The organism is Pseudomonas jessenii, assembly GCF_002236115.1.
Taxonomy (GTDB): Bacteria; Pseudomonadota; Gammaproteobacteria; order Pseudomonadales; family Pseudomonadaceae; genus Aquipseudomonas; species Aquipseudomonas jessenii.
The window spans coordinates 729,826-747,904 of record NZ_NIWT01000003.1; the positions used below are offsets into that span (position 1 = coordinate 729,826).

The 18,079-nt window shown below is 61.4% G+C and carries 16 protein-coding genes; all 16 read right to left on the minus strand.

From position 1 onward, the window contains the following. Nucleotides 1–157: 157 nt before the first annotated feature. Nucleotides 158–1,069, minus strand: a complete 912-nt coding sequence (gene lpxC, locus PSJE_RS12530; protein ID WP_007916984.1) for a UDP-3-O-acyl-N-acetylglucosamine deacetylase — start codon at nucleotides 1,067–1,069, stop codon at nucleotides 158–160. A gap of 112 nt (nucleotides 1,070–1,181) precedes the next feature. Continuing rightward, nucleotides 1,182–2,375, minus strand: a complete 1,194-nt coding sequence (ftsZ, locus tag PSJE_RS12535; RefSeq protein WP_007972612.1) for a cell division protein FtsZ — start codon at nucleotides 2,373–2,375, stop codon at nucleotides 1,182–1,184. Nucleotides 2,376–2,448: 73 nt separating this feature from the next. After that, a complete protein-coding gene (gene ftsA / locus PSJE_RS12540; protein ID WP_007989901.1) occupies nucleotides 2,449–3,708 on the minus strand; it encodes a cell division protein FtsA in 1,260 nt (419 codons plus the stop codon). 15 nt (nucleotides 3,709–3,723) lie between these two features. Continuing rightward, a complete protein-coding gene (locus tag PSJE_RS12545) occupies nucleotides 3,724–4,593 on the minus strand; it encodes a cell division protein FtsQ/DivIB (protein ID WP_057713366.1) in 870 nt (289 codons plus the stop codon). 4 nt (nucleotides 4,594–4,597) lie between these two features. Continuing rightward, a complete protein-coding gene (locus PSJE_RS12550) occupies nucleotides 4,598–5,581 on the minus strand; it encodes a D-alanine--D-alanine ligase (protein WP_090457611.1) in 984 nt (327 codons plus the stop codon). After that, nucleotides 5,578–7,038, minus strand: a complete 1,461-nt coding sequence (murC, locus tag PSJE_RS12555) for a UDP-N-acetylmuramate--L-alanine ligase (RefSeq protein ID WP_007989894.1) — start codon at nucleotides 7,036–7,038, stop codon at nucleotides 5,578–5,580. The genes PSJE_RS12550 and murC overlap by 4 nt, the downstream gene beginning before the upstream one ends. Further along, the gene (gene murG, locus PSJE_RS12560) at nucleotides 7,031–8,101 is read right to left on the minus strand and encodes an undecaprenyldiphospho-muramoylpentapeptide beta-N-acetylglucosaminyltransferase (RefSeq protein ID WP_046041926.1); all 1,071 of its coding nucleotides are present in this window, start codon (nucleotides 8,099–8,101) and stop codon (nucleotides 7,031–7,033) included. Before murG ends, murC begins: the two co-directional genes overlap by 8 nt. Continuing rightward, nucleotides 8,091–9,308 (minus strand): putative lipid II flippase FtsW, encoded by a 1,218-nt coding sequence (gene ftsW, locus PSJE_RS12565; RefSeq protein WP_056726220.1) that lies wholly within the window; start codon nucleotides 9,306–9,308, stop codon nucleotides 8,091–8,093. The genes murG and ftsW overlap by 11 nt, the downstream gene beginning before the upstream one ends. Beyond that, on the minus strand, nucleotides 9,305–10,651 hold the full coding sequence (gene murD / locus PSJE_RS12570) for a UDP-N-acetylmuramoyl-L-alanine--D-glutamate ligase (RefSeq protein ID WP_057713362.1): 1,347 nt from the start codon (nucleotides 10,649–10,651) through the stop codon (nucleotides 9,305–9,307). Before murD ends, ftsW begins: the two co-directional genes overlap by 4 nt. Nucleotides 10,652–10,657: 6 nt before the next feature. Continuing rightward, nucleotides 10,658–11,740, minus strand: coding sequence for a phospho-N-acetylmuramoyl-pentapeptide-transferase (mraY, locus tag PSJE_RS12575; RefSeq protein ID WP_015096766.1), 1,083 nt, complete (start codon nucleotides 11,738–11,740; stop codon nucleotides 10,658–10,660). After that, nucleotides 11,740–13,107, minus strand: a complete 1,368-nt coding sequence (locus tag PSJE_RS12580; protein ID WP_090457613.1) for a UDP-N-acetylmuramoyl-tripeptide--D-alanyl-D-alanine ligase — start codon at nucleotides 13,105–13,107, stop codon at nucleotides 11,740–11,742. Before PSJE_RS12580 ends, mraY begins: the two co-directional genes overlap by 1 nt. Then, the gene (locus tag PSJE_RS12585) at nucleotides 13,100–14,563 is read right to left on the minus strand and encodes a UDP-N-acetylmuramoyl-L-alanyl-D-glutamate--2,6-diaminopimelate ligase (RefSeq protein ID WP_057713360.1); all 1,464 of its coding nucleotides are present in this window, start codon (nucleotides 14,561–14,563) and stop codon (nucleotides 13,100–13,102) included. Before PSJE_RS12585 ends, PSJE_RS12580 begins: the two co-directional genes overlap by 8 nt. Next, on the minus strand, nucleotides 14,563–16,302 hold the full coding sequence (locus PSJE_RS12590; protein ID WP_173677933.1) for a peptidoglycan D,D-transpeptidase FtsI family protein: 1,740 nt from the start codon (nucleotides 16,300–16,302) through the stop codon (nucleotides 14,563–14,565). Before PSJE_RS12590 ends, PSJE_RS12585 begins: the two co-directional genes overlap by 1 nt. Next, entirely contained in the window at nucleotides 16,302–16,595 is a 294-nt protein-coding gene (gene ftsL / locus PSJE_RS12595; protein WP_007998257.1) for a cell division protein FtsL, read from the minus strand. Before ftsL ends, PSJE_RS12590 begins: the two co-directional genes overlap by 1 nt. Beyond that, nucleotides 16,592–17,539: a 16S rRNA (cytosine(1402)-N(4))-methyltransferase RsmH gene (gene rsmH, locus PSJE_RS12600; protein ID WP_007972589.1), complete on the minus strand. Its 948-nt coding sequence runs from the start codon at nucleotides 17,537–17,539 to the stop codon at nucleotides 16,592–16,594. Before rsmH ends, ftsL begins: the two co-directional genes overlap by 4 nt. After that, nucleotides 17,536–17,991: a division/cell wall cluster transcriptional repressor MraZ gene (mraZ, locus tag PSJE_RS12605; RefSeq protein WP_007917012.1), complete on the minus strand. Its 456-nt coding sequence runs from the start codon at nucleotides 17,989–17,991 to the stop codon at nucleotides 17,536–17,538. Before mraZ ends, rsmH begins: the two co-directional genes overlap by 4 nt. Nucleotides 17,992–18,079: the final 88 nt, after the last annotated feature.

Below are 18,079 nucleotides of genomic sequence, written 5' to 3' on the forward strand. Positions count from 1 at the left end.
GCGGACGCCATCGCGAGCAAGCTCGCTCCCACAGGGGAATGCAATCCACTGTGGGAGCGAGCTTGCTCGCGATGAGGCCAGCCCAGGCACTACAAACTTCGGACATAAAAAAAGGCCACCCGAAGGCAGCCTTTAAAAAACTAGAGAGGTTTTTTGCTTACACGGCCGCAACCGGGCGCATGTAAGAGATCGGTGCAGTGCTGGCGTCTTCGAACGTCACGACTTCCCAGGCATCTGTCTGCTCAATCAACTTGCGCAGCAGCTGGTTGTTCAGTGCGTGGCCGGACTTGAAGCCCTTGAACTCACCAATCAGGCTATTGCCCAGCAGGTAGAGGTCACCAATTGCATCGAGAATCTTGTGCTTCACGAATTCGTCTTCATAGCGAAGGCCGTCTTCGTTCAGTACGCCATCGGCGTCGACCACAATAGCGTTTTCAACGCTGCCGCCGAGTGCGAGGTTGTGCTTGCGCAGGTACTCGATGTCACTCATGAAACCGAAAGTACGGGCGCGGCTGACTTCTTTTACGAACGAAGTGCTGGAAAAATCCACGCTTGCACTTTGGGTGCGGTCCCGGAAAACCGGGTGATCGAAATCGATCTCGAAGCTCACCTTGAACCCTTCGAAAGGGACGAAAGTGGCGCGCTTGTCGCCGTCTTCCACTGTCACTTCACGCAGGATGCGGATGAATTTCTTGGCGGCGTCCTGTTCTTCCAGGCCTGCCGATTGAATCAGGAATACGAAGGGTCCAGCGCTGCCATCCATGATCGGGACTTCGGACGCGGAGAGCTCGACGTAGGCGTTATCGATGCCCAGGCCAGCCATGGCCGAGAGCAAGTGCTCTACCGTGTCCACTTTGACGTCGCCATTAATCAGCGTGGTCGACATAGTGGTTTCACCGACGTTTTCCGCGCGGGCAGGAATTTGCACCACAGGGTCGAGGTCAGCGCGACAAAACACAATGCCAGTGTCGACAGGCGCAGGCTTGAGGGTCAGGTAGACCTTCTCCCCGGAGTGCAGGCCTACACCTGTGGCACGGATAATATTTTTCAGTGTGCGTTGTTTAATCATGGCTTGGGCCGCTTCAGCGCAAATTGCGAACTGGTATCAACAAAGGCTGGCGATGATAGCAGACCACGCCTTTGCTGAACACCAATCACCTTCATAGCCCTGATACATTCCATCAATCGGCCTGACGACGCAGGAAAGCCGGGATGTCCAGGTAGTCCAGATCATCTTGCGGATTCATCTTCGCGGCAGTCGCAGCACCGGCCTGAGCCTGGTTGCGCATGACGGTCGGACGGTCCAGGTCACGGTAGTTCACCGCTGGAGCTTCCTGACGAACAGGGGCCTGTTGTTGTGGCTGTGCAGCCATCGAGGTGTGGACGGTGTTGTCGATGACCTTCACAGGCTTCTCGATTTTAGCGCCCAGACCTGTGGCAACGACAGTCACGTGCAGCTCGTCGCGCATGTCCGGATCGATAACGGTACCGACCTTGACCATCGCGTGCTCGGAGGCGAATGCCTCGATGATGCTACCCACGTCGGAGTATTCACCCAGGGACAAATCCGGACCGGCGGTAATGTTCACCAGGATGCCGCGTGCGCCTTGCAGGTTCACGTCTTCGAGCAGCGGGTTGCGGATGGCCGCTTCGGTCGCTTCACGTGCACGGTTCGGACCGCTGGCGCAGCCAGTGCCCATCATTGCCATGCCCATTTCGCTCATCACGGTACGCACGTCGGCGAAGTCGACGTTGATCATGCCCGGACGCTTGATGATGTCGGAGATACCGCGAACGGCACCGGCCAGTACATCGTCTGCCTTGGCGAAAGCCGACAGCAGGCTGGCGTCTTTACCGAGGATGGTCAGCAGCTTCTCGTTGGGAATGGTGATCAACGAGTCGACGCTTTCGGAGAGCATACGTATGCCTTCATCGGCGATCTGCATACGCTTGCGGCCTTCGAACGGGAACGGACGGGTCACGACCGCAACGGTCAGGATGCCCATTTCCTTGGCCACTTCGGCGATGATCGGCGCAGCACCGGTACCGGTACCGCCGCCCATGCCAGTGGTGATGAACACCATGTTGGTGCCCTGCAGCACTTCGGCAATGCGCTCACGGTCTTCCAGAGCGGCTTGACGGCCGACTTCAGGGTTGGCGCCAGCGCCCAGACCCTTGGTCACGCCGGTGCCCAGTTGCAGGATGGTCCGCGCGCCGATGTTTTTCAGCGCTTGAGCATCGGTGTTGGCGCAGATGAACTCGACGCCTTCGATGTTGCTCTTGACCATATGGTTGACAGCGTTGCCGCCGCCACCGCCGACACCGATAACTTTGATTACCGGGCTTGCGGGGATGTTGTCTACGAGTTCGAACATTTTCCCTCTCCTTTACATTCTCTAGTTTTTTCGCCTACTGCGTGCTTCGGTGTAACGGTATTGCGGTAAATCTTCAGAAATTGCCCTGGACCCACTTCTTCAGGCGGTCCAGCAGCGGAGCCTGTGGCTCTTCGTTGCTGTAGCTGTCGCGACTGCCGATGCCCGAGAACGAGATGCCGTCGGACTGCTTCTGCAGGCCGTACATCAACAGGCCGACGCCGGTGGAATAGATCGGGTTGCGTACCACGTCATCCAGACCTTTCACGCCGTGAGGCACGCCCAGGCGCACCGGCATGTGGAAGATTTCCTCGGCCAGTTCGGTAGCGCCTTCCATCTTCGACGTACCGCCGGTCAGCACGATGCCGGCCGGGATCAGGTCTTCGTAGCCGCTGCGGCGCAGTTCGGCCTGGATCAGCGTGAACAGCTCGTCGTAGCGCGGCTCGACCACTTCGGCCAGGGCCTGGCGGGACAGCTCACGCGGCGGACGGTCACCAACGCTTGGCACCTTGATGGTTTCACCGGCACCGGCCAGTTTGGCCAGGGCACAGGCGTAGCGGATCTTGATTTCTTCGGCGTACTGGGTCGGAGTGCGCAACGCCATGGCGATGTCGTTGGTCACCTGGTCACCGGCAATCGGGATCACCGCGGTGTGACGGATCGCGCCTTCGGTGAAGATCGCGATGTCGGTAGTACCGCCACCGATGTCCACCAGGCACACGCCCAGCTCTTTCTCGTCATCGGTCAGTACCGAGTACGCGGAAGCCAGTTGCTCGAGAATGATGTCGTCGATTTCCAGACCGCAGCGGCGCACGCATTTTTCAATGTTCTGCGCAGCGTTGACGGCGCAGGTGACCACGTGGACCTTGGCCTCCAGACGTACGCCGGACATGCCCAGCGGTTCGCGGACGCCTTCCTGGTTATCGATTACGTAATCCTGCGGCAAGGTGTGCAGCACGCGCTGGTCAGCCGGGATCGCCACGGCCTGGGCAGCGTCGAGCACACGCTCAAGGTCCGCCGAGCTGACTTCGCGATCACGAATCGCCACGATGCCGTGGGAGTTCAGGCTGCGGATGTGATTACCGGCCACGCCGACGAACGCCGAGTGAATGCGGCAACCAGCCATCAGCTGCGCTTCTTCGATGGCGCGCTGGATCGATTGCACGGTGGACTCGATGTTCACCACCACGCCTTTTTTCAGGCCACGGGACGGATGGGTGCCGATCCCGACGATTTCCAGCGTGCCGTCGTCCGCGACCTCGCCCACCAGCGCCACCACCTTGGAGGTGCCGATATCGAGACCGACGATCATTTTGCCGCTTTGCACGTTTGCCATGGGTCCTGCCTCTTCTTAATTCTTCGCGACAGCGGGTTGGGCTGCCGTGGGCGCTACAGGTTCCCGCCAGCCAACAGCGAGGCCGTTGGCGTAGCGCAGATCGATGCGCGCAATGTTCGTAATCTGTTCTTTGAGCGTCTTGTCATAGATGGCAATGAAACGGCGCATCTTTTCCACCTGGTTGCCGCGTCCCAGCAGCAGTTCGATCCCGGGACCCGCACTGCCGGGGCCGGTGGTCAGGAACCAGCTGCCGCGATCACGCAGTTCGAGGCGTGCAATCGAGAAGCCCAGCGGCCTGAGCATCTGGCTCAGTACCTGGTATTGCTGCATCACTTGCTGCTGAGCCCGCTGTGGGCCGAACAGCTGTGGCAGGTGTTCATAGTTCGCCAGCTCGCGCGGGGTGAAGGCCTGGCCCTGGTTGTTCAACAGCGACTCGTCGCCCCAACGGGCCACTGGCAGTTGTTCTTCCAGGCGGATCACCACTTGATCCGGCCACACCCTGCGCACCTCGGCGTGGGCAATCCATGGCATCTGTTCCAGCTCGGTGCGCATGCTCGCCAGGTCGATGGTGAAGAAGCTCGACGCCACGTAAGGGGCGATCCGCTGCTGCACCGCTTGCTGGCTGATGTAACTCAGGTCGCCCTGCACGTTGATCTTGGTGATCGGCCTGTCGGCATACGGCAACAACCGTGTCGCGCCTTCGTAAGTACCGAACCCCAAAGCCACCAGCAGTACCGGCCAGAACAACGCTTTGAGAAAACCGAAGTTGGCTTTCGGCAGGCGCGCGGACATCGGCTCTTTGGCCACCATTCGGCTGGCACCCCGCGGTACCGGCTTGCGGCCGGTCGGTGCGGTGGGCTGATGTCTGAGCTGAGCGCCTTGCATGGCCTTATCCTCTCGTCGACTCTTGGTTACCGGCAGTCTTGCCGGCAACGCTCTCGGCCAGAATGGCCAGAACCAGTTGCTGGAAATCCAGACCGGCGGCACGGGCCGCCATCGGCACCAGGCTGTGATCGGTCATGCCCGGTGCGGTGTTGACTTCCAGGAACCAGAACTGCCCTTCGGCGTCCTGCATCACGTCTGCCCTGCCCCAACCGGCGATACCCAGCGCTTCACAGGCTTTCGCCGTGAGGTCCATGAGTTCCTTTTCCTTGGCGCCGTCCAGACCGCACGGAATGCGGTACTGGGTATCGTTGGCGATGTACTTGGCGTCGTAGTCGTAGAAGCTGTGCGTGGTGCCCAGGGCAATCGGCGGCAAAACCTGGTCACGCAGGGTGGCGATGGTGAACTCCGGACCGTGAATCCATTGCTCGACCAACACTTGCGAATCGTAGGTACTGGCCGCTTTCCATGCGTCGATCAATTCGGACGCGGAACTCACTTTGGCCATACCGATACTTGAACCTTCATGGGCCGGTTTGACGATCAAAGGGAAGCCCAGTTCCGTCGCCGCCGAAATACAATCGGCCTCGCTGCTCAGTACCGCGTGACGTGGGGTTGGAATGCCCAGGCTGTGCCAGACCTGCTTGGTGCGCAGTTTGTCCATGGCCAGGGCCGAAGCCAGGATGCCGCTGCCGGTGTACGGAATGCCCAGGCATTCGAGCAGGCCCTGCATGCTGCCGTCTTCACCACCACGGCCGTGGAGGATGATGAAGGCGCGGTCGATTTTTTCGTTGAGCAGACGCTGCAGCAGGTCATCGCCCACGTCGAGGCCGAACGCGTCCACACCGGCGCTTTGCAGCGCGTCCAGAACAGCGTTACCCGACTTCAGGGAGACCTCACGCTCGGCGCTCTTGCCGCCGAACAGCACGGCGACGCGGCCGAAGTCTTTCGGCGCGATCGTAGAGACCAGGTTGGCGTAGGCAACAGTCATTTCAACTTCCCCTTCTCCGGTGCGGCAACGGCACCGGCGAACAACTCACTTTTCAACAGTTTTGGTGCGAGACCGCCGATATCACCGGCGCCCTGGCACAGCAGGATGTCGCCGGCGCGCAGCAGCGGCTTGACCACTGGCGCGAGGTCGACGCCACGCTCGATGTAGATCGGGTCGAGCTGGCCACGCTGACGGATGCTGTTACACAGCTTGCGGCTGTCGGCGCCCGGAATCGGCTCTTCGCCGGCCGGATAGACTTCCATCAGCAGCAGTACGTTGGCGTCGGCCAGCACATTGACGAAATCGTCGTACAGGTCACGGGTGCGGCTGTAACGGTGCGGCTGGTAGACCATCACCAGGCGGCGCTCCGGCCAGCCACCGCGTACGGCCTTGATCACGGCCGCGACTTCCGTCGGGTGGTGACCGTAGTCATCGACCAGCATCACATTGCCGCCGTCCACCGGCAGTTCGCCGTAGACCTGGAAGCGTCGGCCGACCCCCTGGAACCCGGACAGGCCCTGGACGATGGCTTCATCGCTGACGCCTTCGTCGGTGGCGATGCAGATGGTCGCAAGGGCATTCAATACGTTGTGGTTGCCCGGCATGTTCACCGAAACATCAAGTGGCTCGCGGTCGGGACGCAGTACGGTGAAGAAGGTCTGCATGCCTTGCTGGCGCACGTTGATGGCGCGCACGTCGCAGTCTTCGCCGAAGCCGTAAGTAACGGTCGGACGCTTGACCTGCGGGAGGATTTCACGCACCACCGGATCGTCCAGGCACACCACGGCCAGGCCATAGAACGGCAGGTTGTGGAGGAATTCGACGAAGGTTTTCTTCAGCTTGTTGAAGTCACCGTCGTAGGTCGCCATGTGATCGGCGTCGATGTTGGTGACCACAGCCACGAGCGGCTGCAAGTGCAGGAAGCTGGCGTCGCTTTCGTCGGCTTCGGCGATCAGGTAGCGGCTGGTGCCAAGCTGGGCATTGGTGCCCGCGGCATTCAGGCGGCCACCGATCACGAATGTCGGGTCCAGGCCACCGGCGGCGAACACCGAAGCGATCAGGCTGGTGGTCGTGGTTTTGCCGTGGGTACCGGCAACGGCGATACCGTGGCGATAACGCATCAGCTCAGCCAGCATCTCTGCACGTGGCACCACCGGGATACGGCGTTCCAGCGCGGTAGCGACTTCCGGGTTGGACGTGTTCACGGCGCTCGACACCACCAGCACGTCGGCGGCCGCGGCGTTCTCGGCGCGATGGCCGATGAAGATCTGCGCGCCGAAGGACTCCAGGCGTTCAGTCACCGGCGAAGCCTTCAGGTCAGAGCCGGACACGGCATAACCCAGGTTCAGCAGCACTTCGGCAATCCCGCACATGCCCACACCGCCGATACCGACGAAGTGGATGCGACGGATACGGCGCATTTCCGGTTGCGGCATGGCTTTCTGACTCTCAACCATGGGCCACCTCCAGGCAGCTATCGACCACGTTACGGGTGGCATCGGGTTTGGCCAGGCGGCGTGCCGCGGTAGCCATTTCGTTGAGTCGTTGTGGTTGCATCAGGACCTCTGTCAGGCGAGCGGCAAGATCCGCTGCGCCAGTCGTTCTTTGTGGCATCAGGAAGGCTGCGCCTTCACGGGCCAAATATTCGGCGTTGCGGGTCTGGTGATCATCGATGGCGTGAGGCAAAGGCACCAGCATCGAGGGCAGACCGGCGGCGGCCAGTTCACTGATGGTCAGCGCGCCTGCGCGACATACCACCAGGTCGGCCCAGCTGTAGGCTTGGGCCATGTCTTTGATGAAGGGCTGCACCTGCGCCTCGACGCCAGCCGCGCGATAACGCTCTGCAGTCACTTCATCGTGGTTTTTGCCGGCCTGATGGAACACTTCCGGACGCAAATCGGCAGCGACTTGCGACAGGGCTTCAGGCAGCAACTTGTTCAACGGTTCTGCGCCCAGACTTCCGCCCAGGATCAGCAAACGCGCCTTGCGACCGGCCAGGGCAGGTCGCGATGTCTCGAGGAACAGCTCGGTGCGCACCGGATTACCGGTGGTCCGGCGGCTGTCCGACAGGGTAAAGGTGTCGGGGAACGCTTCACAGACTCGGGCGGCCAACGGCACCAGCAACCGATTGGCGGTACCGGCAACGGCGTTCTGTTCGTGAACGATCACCGGTACACCGGCCAGTTTGGCCGCGACGCCGCCAGGACCGGTCACAAACCCACCAAAGCCAACGACGCAGACCGGCTGCAGACGGCGAATAATCGCCCGCGCCTGCCAGACCGACTTGAACAACATGAACGGTGCCTTTAGCAGGGACAATTTGCCCTTGCCGCGCAGACCGCTTGCATTGATCCGATGCAGTTCGATACCGGCCGCCGGCACCAGATCGTTCTCGATCCCACGCGGGGTGCCGAGCCAGTGCACGGTGTAGCCGCGCGCCTGGAATTCGCGGGCACAGGCCAACGCCGGGAACACGTGGCCACCGGTACCGCCAGCCATGATCATGACGTTAGCGCCCATGGTTCGGCTCCTCAGCGAAGTCGCTCTCATGGAACTCCATCTCTTCGCTGCCCAGGTGGGTTCGACTTTCCCACTCGATGCGCAGCAACAAGCCGAGACAGGCGCAGCAAATCACCAACGAACTACCGCCATAACTGAGGAACGGCAGGGTCAGCCCCTTGGTCGGCAGCAGGCCGACATTCACGCCGATGTTGATCAGGAACTGGCCGATCCACAGGAACGACAGACCGTATGCCACATAAGCTGCGAAAAACTGCTTGGCCTTTTCAGCCCACAAACCGATGTACATGCCACGAATACACACGAAGACAAACAGTGCCACGGTGCACAACGAACCCACCGCACCCAGCTCTTCGGCCAGGACCGAGAACACGAAGTCAGTGTGGGCTTCCGGCAGGTAGAACTGTTTCTGCACGCTGTTGCCCAGGCCCACGCCCAGCCATTCGCCGCGACCGAAGGCGATCAATGCCTGGGACAACTGATAGCCAGCACCGAACTGGTCGGCCCATGGGTCGGCAAAGTTGGTCAGACGCGCCATTCGATACGGCTGCATTTGAATCAACAGCACCACTGCGCCGACGGCCAGGACCACCATCAGGGAAAAGCGGAACAACCCGACGCCGCCAAGGAACAGCATCGCCGCCGCGGCCCCCATCATCACGACGGTGGCACCGAAGTCCGGCTCCATCAGCAGCAGGCCCGCCATCGGCAGCAGCACGATGAACGGCTTGAAGAAGCCCATCCAGCTTTCACGCACTTCTTTCTGGCGACGCACCAGATAACCGGCGAGGTAGATCACCACGAACACCTTGGCGATCTCGGATGGCTGGACGTTGAAGAAACTGAATCCGATCCAGCGCATCGAACCGTTCACTTCACGGCCGATCCCCGGGATGATCACCATCACCAGCAGACCGAACGCCCCCAGCAGCATCAGCCAGCCCAGGCGTTGCCAGGTGGCAATCGGGATCATCATGGTGACGATGCAGGCACCCAGGCCCAGCACCACGTAAATAAGGTGGCGAATCATGTAATACAGGGCGCTGCCCGACTGCACGGCCGCCACTTCGGTCGATGCCGAGGCGATCATGATCAGCCCCAGGCCGAGCAGCGTCAGGCAGCCGGCGAGCATCGGGAAGTCGAGGTCGATACCGCGCCCGGTGATGAGCGGCGATGGATACGGCTTGATGATGCCTTTGAGGCTCATGCCAGATCCTCCACGGCTTGGACGAACTGGTGACCACGGTCTTCGTAGTTCTTGAACATGTCGAAACTGGCGCAGGCAGGCGACAGCAGCACCACGTCGCCCGGCTGGGCTGCAGCGCGGCATTGCTCGACGGCTTCGACCAGGGAACCGGCGCGGATCAGCGGTACGGCATCGCCGATGGCTTCACCGATCTTGTCGGAGTCACGCCCCATCAGGACCACGGCGCGGCAGTTGGCCGCCACCGGATCGCGCAGGTCCTTGAACTCGGCCCCCTTGCCGTCGCCACCGGCGATCAGCACGATCTTGCCGTCGATGTCCGCGCCGAGGCCTTCGATGGCCGCCAGTGCGGCACCGACGTTGGTGGCCTTGGAATCGTTGTAGTAACCCACACCGTCGAGGTCACGGACCCATTGGCAGCGATGCTCGAGACCGGCGAAGGTGCGCAGGCTCGACAGCATGGCATCGAACGGCAGGCCGACCGCATGGCCCAGGGCCAGGGCTGCCAGGGCGTTGGACTGGTTGTGGGCGCCGCGAATCTTCAATTCGCGCACTGGCATCAGGTTCTGGAATTCGAAGCCCAGGTATTTCTCGCCGTCTTCTTCACGAATACCGAAAGCCTTGAAATCGGGTTTGCTCAGGCCGAAGGTCCAGCATGGCTGGCCCTCGCCCATCAGCGGACGGCTCAGGGCGTCCTGGCGATTGACCACGAACTGCCTGGCGCCACGGAAGATCCGGTGCTTGGCCAGGTGATAGGCCGGCAGACCGCTGTAACGGTCCATGTGGTCTTCGCTGATGTTGAGCACGGTCGCCACTTCGGCGTTGAGTTGGTCGGTGGTTTCCAGCTGGAAACTCGACAGCTCCATCACGTACAACTCGATATCGTCGCTGAGCAGGTCCAGCGCCGGGGTGCCGAGGTTGCCGCCGACGGCAACTCGCTTGCCAGCCGCAGCCGCCATTTCGCCGACCAGCGTGGTGACGGTGCTTTTCGCGTTGGAGCCGCTGATGGCCACGATCGGCGCCTTCGCGTTACGCGCGAACAGCTCGATGTCACCGGACAATTTCACGCCACGGGCGGCGGCGGCCTGCAGGGCCGGGGTCGCCAGCGCCAGGCCGGGGCTCACGTAGAGCTCGTCGGCGCGGCACAGGAACTCGACATCCAACTCGCCACAACGCACTTCCACGTGCGGATAGTCACGCTTGAGCGCGGCCAGTTCCGGTGGATTTTCCCGCGTATCGGCCACGGCAAACGCCACGCCCCGGTTCGCCAGGAAGCGAACCAGGGACATGCCGCTCTTGCCGAGGCCGACAACGATGCGGAAGTGGTCAGAAGCGATCAGAGACACTTGTTTCTACCTCAGCTTCAGGGTGGCAAGGCCGATCAGCACGAGAATCACGGTGATGATCCAGAAACGGACGATCACGCGCGGCTCGGGCCAGCCCTTGAGTTCAAAGTGGTGGTGAATGGGCGCCATGCGGAATACGCGGCGACCGGTCAGTTTAAAAGAGGCGACCTGAATGACGACTGACAGGGTTTCCATCACGAACACGCCGCCCATGATGAACAGTACGATTTCCTGACGGACGATCACCGCAATGGTGCCCAGGGCCGCGCCCAGCGCCAGTGCGCCGACGTCCCCCATGAAGACTTGTGCCGGATAGGTGTTGAACCACAGGAAGCCCAGACCGGCTCCGATCAACGCGCCACAGAACACAATCAACTCGCCTGCGCCCGGTACGTAAGGAATCAACAGGTATTCGGCGAACTTCACGTTACCCGACAGGTAGCAGAAAATGCCCAGGCCACCACCAACCATCACGGTGGGCATGATCGCCAGGCCGTCGAGGCCGTCGGTCAGGTTGACCGCGTTGCTCGAACCGACAATCACGAAATAGGTCAGCACGATGAAGCCGGCGCCCAGCGGAATGCTGTAGTCCTTGAGCATCGGCAGGATCAGCGTGGTTTCCACTGGCGTGGCGGCAGTCATATAAAGGAAGATCGCCGCGCCCAGACCGAACACCGATTGCCAGAAATATTTCCAGCGGCTCGGCAGGCCACGGGAGTTCTTCTCGATGACCTTGCGGTAGTCGTCGACCCAGCCGATGGCGCCGAACAGCAAGGTCACCAGCAGAACGACCCAGACGTAACGGTTGCTCAGGTCAGCCCACAGCAGGGTGCTGACACCGATGGACGACAGAATCAGCGCGCCGCCCATGGTCGGTGTACCCGACTTGGACAGGTGCGACTGCGGGCCGTCGTTGCGAACGGATTGACCGATCTGACGGTTCTGCAACGTGCGGATCATCCACGGGCCATAGCACAGCGACAGGACCAGCGCGGTCAGTACACCGAGAATCCCGCGCAGGGTCAGGTACTGGAAGACCGCGAAGCCTTTGTAGAACTGTTGCAGATACTCCGCTAGCAGCAGCAGCATTAATGTTTCTCCAGACTGGACCCGCACAAGGCGGCGACGACGTTTTCCATCGCAGCGCTGCGCGACCCCTTGATCAAAATGGTGGTGTTTGTGTCTTGCTCGGCGTCCAGGGCCTTGATCAGTTCAGCTTGCGTGCTGAAGTGAAAAGCCTGAGGACCGAATGCGTTCACGGCGTGAGCCATCATTGGCCCGACGGCGTACAGCGCAGAAACCTTGCCACGGGCGTACGCGCCCACGTCGCGGTGCCCCTGCTCCGCCCATTCGCCCAACTCGCCGATATCCCCGAGCACCAGGACGGTGCGACCGGAAAAGCCGGCCAGTATATCAACGGCAGCACACATGGAGGTGGGGTTGGCGTTGTAAGTGTCATCGATCACGCGCATGCCGTTGGTGGCCAGTTGCGCGACGGTGCGCCCCTTGACCGGTTGCATCGCGCCAAGGCCGGTGGCGATACCGAACAGCGACACACCCAGGGCATGGGCGGCTGCGGCGGCGGCCATGGCATTGGCGACGTTATGGGTGCCGAGCAGGTTCAATTGAACGCGCTCCACGCCTTCAGGGCTGTGCAGGTTGAACGCCGGGCAGCCGCGGGCATCGGTAGTCAGGTCACTGGCGTAGAAATCGGCGCTGGCGTTGCTCAACGCAAACGTCAGCACTTTGCGGTCACCGGCGCGTGCCTTCCAGATACCGAATGCCTTGTCGTCAAGATTGAGAACGGCGACGCCATCGGCATCCAGCCCTTCGATGATCTCGCCCTTGGCTTCGACGATTTTGTCCGGGCCGCCGAACTCGCCGACGTGAGCGGTCCCGGCATTGTTGAGAATGGCCACGTGCGGCCGGGTCAGGCCGACGGTGTAGGCAATTTCACCCAGGCGCGAGGCGCCCAGTTCGATCACGGCAGCGGTGTGTTCCGGTGCCAGTTCGAGCAAGGTCAGCGGCACGCCGAGGTCGTTGTTCAGGTTGCCACGGGTCGCCAGCACCGGACCACGGGTGCGCAGAATGCTCGCAAGCATCTCCTTGACCGTGGTCTTGCCGCTGGAACCGGTGACGGCCGCGACCGGATGGGTGTAGGCGGCGCGATTGAGCGCGCCCAACTGACCGAGGGCCTGGCGAGTGTCGCTGACCAGTAACTGCGGCAGCGTGCTGCCAGCGACTTCACGCTCGACCAGCGCAGCCACGGCGCCCTTGGCGGCGACTTCATTCAGATAGTCATGACCGTCAAAACGCGGGCCGGTCAGGGCAATAAACAGCTGGCCCGGCTTGATTGCACGGCTGTCGATGCTAACGCCGTCGAAGCTGGCATCGGCGGACACCAGGCGAGCACTCAGCGCACCGGTCAGTTCACTCAGTTTCAAGGCCTTAAGCATGGGCCACCTCCCACGCGGTCAAGGCATGATCGGCCTCGACCAGATCGGAAAAGGCATGGCGTTCGCCGTTGATTTCCTGATAGTCCTCGTGACCTTTCCCGGCCAGGACAATCACGTCATCCGCCGAGGCACTGGCGATCAACCGGGCAATCGCCTGACCACGACCGGCAACGAACTCCACTTTATCCACAGCCGTGAAGCCGGCGCGGATGTCATCGAAAATCACTGCAGGGTCTTCAGTGCGCGGATTGTCATCGGTCACCAGCACGCCATCGGCCAGGCGCTCAACCACTTCGGCCATCAACGGACGCTTGCCGCGATCGCGGTCGCCGCCACAGCCGAACAGGCACAGCAGCCGGCCCTTGGCGTGTGGACGCAGAGCCAGCAGCACTTTTTCCAGGGCATCCGGGGTGTGGGCGTAATCGACCACCACCAGCGGCTGCGAGCCACCGCCCAAGCGCTGCATGCGCCCGGCAGGGCCTTCAAGCTTCGGCAGCACCTTGAGAATTTCGTCCAGGGCGTAATCCAGACCGAGCAACGCACCGACCGCCGCCAGGACATTGCTCAGGTTGAAGCGACCGAGCAAGGTGCTGCGCAGGTGGTGCTCGCCCTGTGGCGTGACCAGCGTGGCGCGCACGCCTTCGTCGTCGAATTGCGCCTGACGGCAATACAGGTAGGCGCTGGAGTCTTCCAGGCTGTAGGTGATCAACCGCGACTCGCGCTTGTCGGCGGCCAGTTGCCGGCCGAACTTGTCGTCGAGGTTGACCACGCGGCATTTCAAGTCATTCCAGTCAAACAGCCTGGCCTTGGCTTCGCCGTAGGCCTGCATGGTGCCGTGATAATCCAGGTGATCGCGGGACAGGTTGGTCATCACTGCCACATCGAACGCCAGGGCAGTCACGCGCCCCTGATCCAGGCCATGGGAAGAAACTTCCATCGCCACGGCCTTGGCCCCGGCCTTTTTCAGGTCCGCCAGGGTCGCTTGCACGGCAATCGGGTTCGGCGTGGTGTGCAGGCCGCTTTCCAGCGCCCCATAGAAACCCGAACCGAGCGTGCCGACCAGGCCGCAGTGCTGGCCGAGCAGGTCCAGCGCCTGGGCGATCAATTGAGTCACGCTGGTCTTGCCGTTGGTACCGGTCACGCCCACCAGGTTCAGGTGATGGCTTGGCTCGCCATAAAAACGCCCGGCGATGTCCGACAGCTGAGCCGCCAGACCTTTGACCGGAATCAACGGCACTTCAGTGATCGGCAGGACCGTGGCGCCTTCTACTTCATAGGCCACCGCGGCAGCACCACGCTGCAAGGCGTCAACCATATGCGCGCGCCCATCGAATTTCCCGCCCGGCACAGCGAGGAACAGATCACCCGCACGCACATTGCGGCTGTCCAGGGCGAGTTCGCGAATCAGCAGATCGTGGCCGGCGTGAGGGAAAATCTTGTTCAGGCTCAGGGACATCAGCCGCGCCCTCCATTGGCTTTCAGCGGAACGACCGGTGTTGCGTTCGCTTGTTGAGTAGGTGGCAGGTTGTCCGGGGTAATGTTCATCAGGCGCAGGGTGCCCGACATCACACGGCTGAACACCGGTGCGGAAACCAGGCCGCCGAAGTAACCGGCCTTGGTCGGCTCGTCGATGACCACCACGATGGCGTAACGCGGATCGCTCATCGGGCCGAAACCGGCGAACAGCGAACGGTAGGAGTTCACGGCGTAACCCTTGGTGCCGACCGAGGTTTTACGCGCAGTACCCGACTTGCCGCCCACGTGATACGCCGGCACCTGCGCACGGAACACACCGCGCGGGGCTTCGATCACTTGTTGCAGCATGCCTTGCATGGTTTTTGCGACGGCCTCCGGCAGCACCTGGGTGGTTTGCGGCGCCTTGTCGGTCTTGATCAGGGTCAACGGTGCAAGGCGACCGTTGTTGGCCAGGGCCGAGAAGGCGTGGACCAACTGGATCGCGGTCACGGAAACACCGTAGCCGTAGGACAGCGTGGCGGTTTCTGCCTTGCGCCATTCGCGGTAGTTCGGCAGATTGCCGACGCGCTCGCCCGGGAAGCCCAGGCCAGTGTCCTGGCCGAGGCCGACTTTCTGCGCCAGACGGAAAATGGTTTCGCCGCCGATATCGAACGCGACCTTGCTCATGCCGACGTTACTGGAATTGATCAGGATGCCGGTCAGGTCGAGCACCGGGCCTTCGGTCTTGGATACGTCCTTGATGGTGTACTTGCCAATCTGCAGGGAGCCCGGATACACCTCGACGGTATCGCTCGGTTTCCAGCGGCCGGTTTCGATGGCGGCGCTCATCGAGATCGCTTTCATGGTCGAGCCTGGCTCGAACACGTCGATCATCGCGCGGTTACGCATCATCGCCGGCTGCAGGTTGCGGCGGTTGTTCGGGTTGTAGGTCGGCTGGTTGACCATCGCGAGGATCTCGCCGGTCTTCACGTCCATGATCACCAGGCTGCCGGCCTTGGCGCCGTTCTCGATGATCGCGTTACGCAGTTCGCGGTTGGCCAGGTATTGCAGGCGCAGGTCAATGGACAACGCCAAGGGCTTGCCGGCCTTGGCGTTTTTGGTGACCTGGACATCCTTGATCAACCGGCCGCGCCGGTCCTTGATGACTTGTCGTTTACCCGGAACACCGGCCAGCCATTCGTCATAGGCCAGCTCGATACCTTCCTTGCCATGGTCATCGATGTCGGTAAAGCCGACCATATGCGCGGTCACTTCACCGGCCGGATAGAAACGGCGGAACTCTTCGATGCCATAGACGCCAGGCACTTTGAGATCGAGCACCGCCTGGCCCTGCTCAGGCGTCAGCCCGCGCACCAGATAAATGAATTCCTTGTTGGCCTGCGCTTCAAGGCGCTCGGCCAGGGCTTTCGGGTCCTGCCCCAGGGCAGCCGCCAGTGCCGGCCACTTTTCTTTGGCCGTTTGCATTTCCTTGGCATTGGCCCAGAGGGTGGTGACCGGAGTACTCACGGCCAAAGGCTCGCCGTTACGGTCGGTGATCAGACCACGGTGAGCCGGAATCGGAATATGACGAACACTGCGGGCATCGCCCTGACCTTTAAGGAAGGCACGGTCGACCACTTGCAAATCGATGATGCGCCAGGCAATCGCGGCCACCATGATGCCGAGCAAACCCAGCACCACGCGGAACCGCCAAGGAAAGAGTGCACCTTCGAGTTTCATCATGGCGCCACCATCTTCACGTCAGCGGCACCGGGGATGTGCATTTTCAATTGTTCGGTGGCCAGCACTTCGATACGGCTGTGGGCGGTCCAGGTGCTCTGCTCCAGAATCAACCGGCCCCACTCCGCCTGCGCCTTGTCGCGCACGCTCAGTTCGTTGTACAGCGAATTCAATAGCTGACGGTTCCAGTGCGCGCTGTAAGACACGCCGATGGCCGACACGAGCACGCCGACAAACAGCAGCAGCATGAAGAAGCTTCCGCCGGGCAATGGCTTGGCGAAAAGCTTGCTCACCGCAGCTTCTCCGCCACACGCATGACGGCGCTACGGGAACGTGGGTTGGCTTTGAGTTCGGCGTCGGAGGCCGTCTGCGCTTTGCCATGGACTTTGATTTTCGGTTCGAAGGCGACATGCCGAACCGGCAGGTTGCGCGGCAGGTTGTCGGCTTCGCCTTTCACCAGTTTGCGCATGAACAGTTTGACGATACGGTCTTCCAGCGAATGGAAGCTGATCACCACCAGGCGACCGCCCACTTCCAGGCACTCCAGCGCGGCTTCGAGGCCGGTTTCCAGATCACCCAGTTCGTTGTTGACGTGGATACGCAACCCCTGGAACGCGCGGGTTGCGGGGTTCTTGCCCTTTTCCCAGGCTGGGTTGGCGACTTTCAGGACTTCTGCCAGGTCACCGGTGCGCTCGAATGGCTTGATGTCGCGACGTTCGGCCACAGCACGGGCCATGCGGCCGGAGAAACGCTCTTCGCCGTATTCCTTGAACACCCGGGCGATTTCTTCCACGGGCGCGGTGTTGACGAATTCGGCGGCGCTGATGCCACGGGACGGATCCATGCGCATGTCCAGCGGACCGTCGTTGAGGAAGCTGAAGCCGCGCTCAGGGTCGTCGAGCTGTGGCGAGGACACGCCAAGATCCAGCAACACGCCGCTGACCTTGCCGGCCAGACCGCGTTCGGCGACTTCCGAACCGAGCTCGGCAAAGCTGCGCTGCACAACGACAAAGCGGCCGTCTTCGGCCGCTAGCGTCTGCCCGGTGGCAATCGCTTGTGGATCTTTATCGAATCCGAGCAACCGACCGTCGGGACCGAGCTGACTGAGGATCAACCGGCTGTGTCCGCCGCGTCCGAACGTGCCGTCCAGATAGCAGCCATCAGGACGTACGGCGAGAGCCTCGACGGCTTCGTCAAGCAGTACGGTGATGTGGTTAAAGCCGCTATCAATAGTCACAGGATCAAATCACGCAGTTCATCAGGCATCGCGCCCGGTTGTTGAATGGCAGCCAGGTCAGCGGCAGAAACCGCATTCCAGGCATCCTCGTCCCACAATTGGAACTTGTTCAGTTGGCCTACCAACATCGCGCGCTTATCCAACTTGGCATATTCACGAAGACGCGGCGGAACCAGAAAACGACCACTGCCATCGAGCTCGAGGTCGACGGCATTACCAATCAGTAAACGTTGCAGGCGGCGGTTCTCTTCGCGAAGCGAAGGCAGTGCGCGCAGTTTGGTTTCAATAATTTCCCACTCATCGAGGGGGTAAACACACAAACAAGGATCAACGGCATCAATTGTCACGATCAATTGCCCGGAACTGCGCGAATCGAGCTCGTCACGGTACCGGCTCGGCATTGCGAGACGGCCCTTTGCATCGAGACTGATAGCGTTGGCTCCGCGAAACACGTCTGCGTTTCTCCAAATTCTAGCGTTTTGAGTTCAAAAAACCCACTTCATGCCACTTTCCGCCACTTGCGCACACTATAGGAATGCG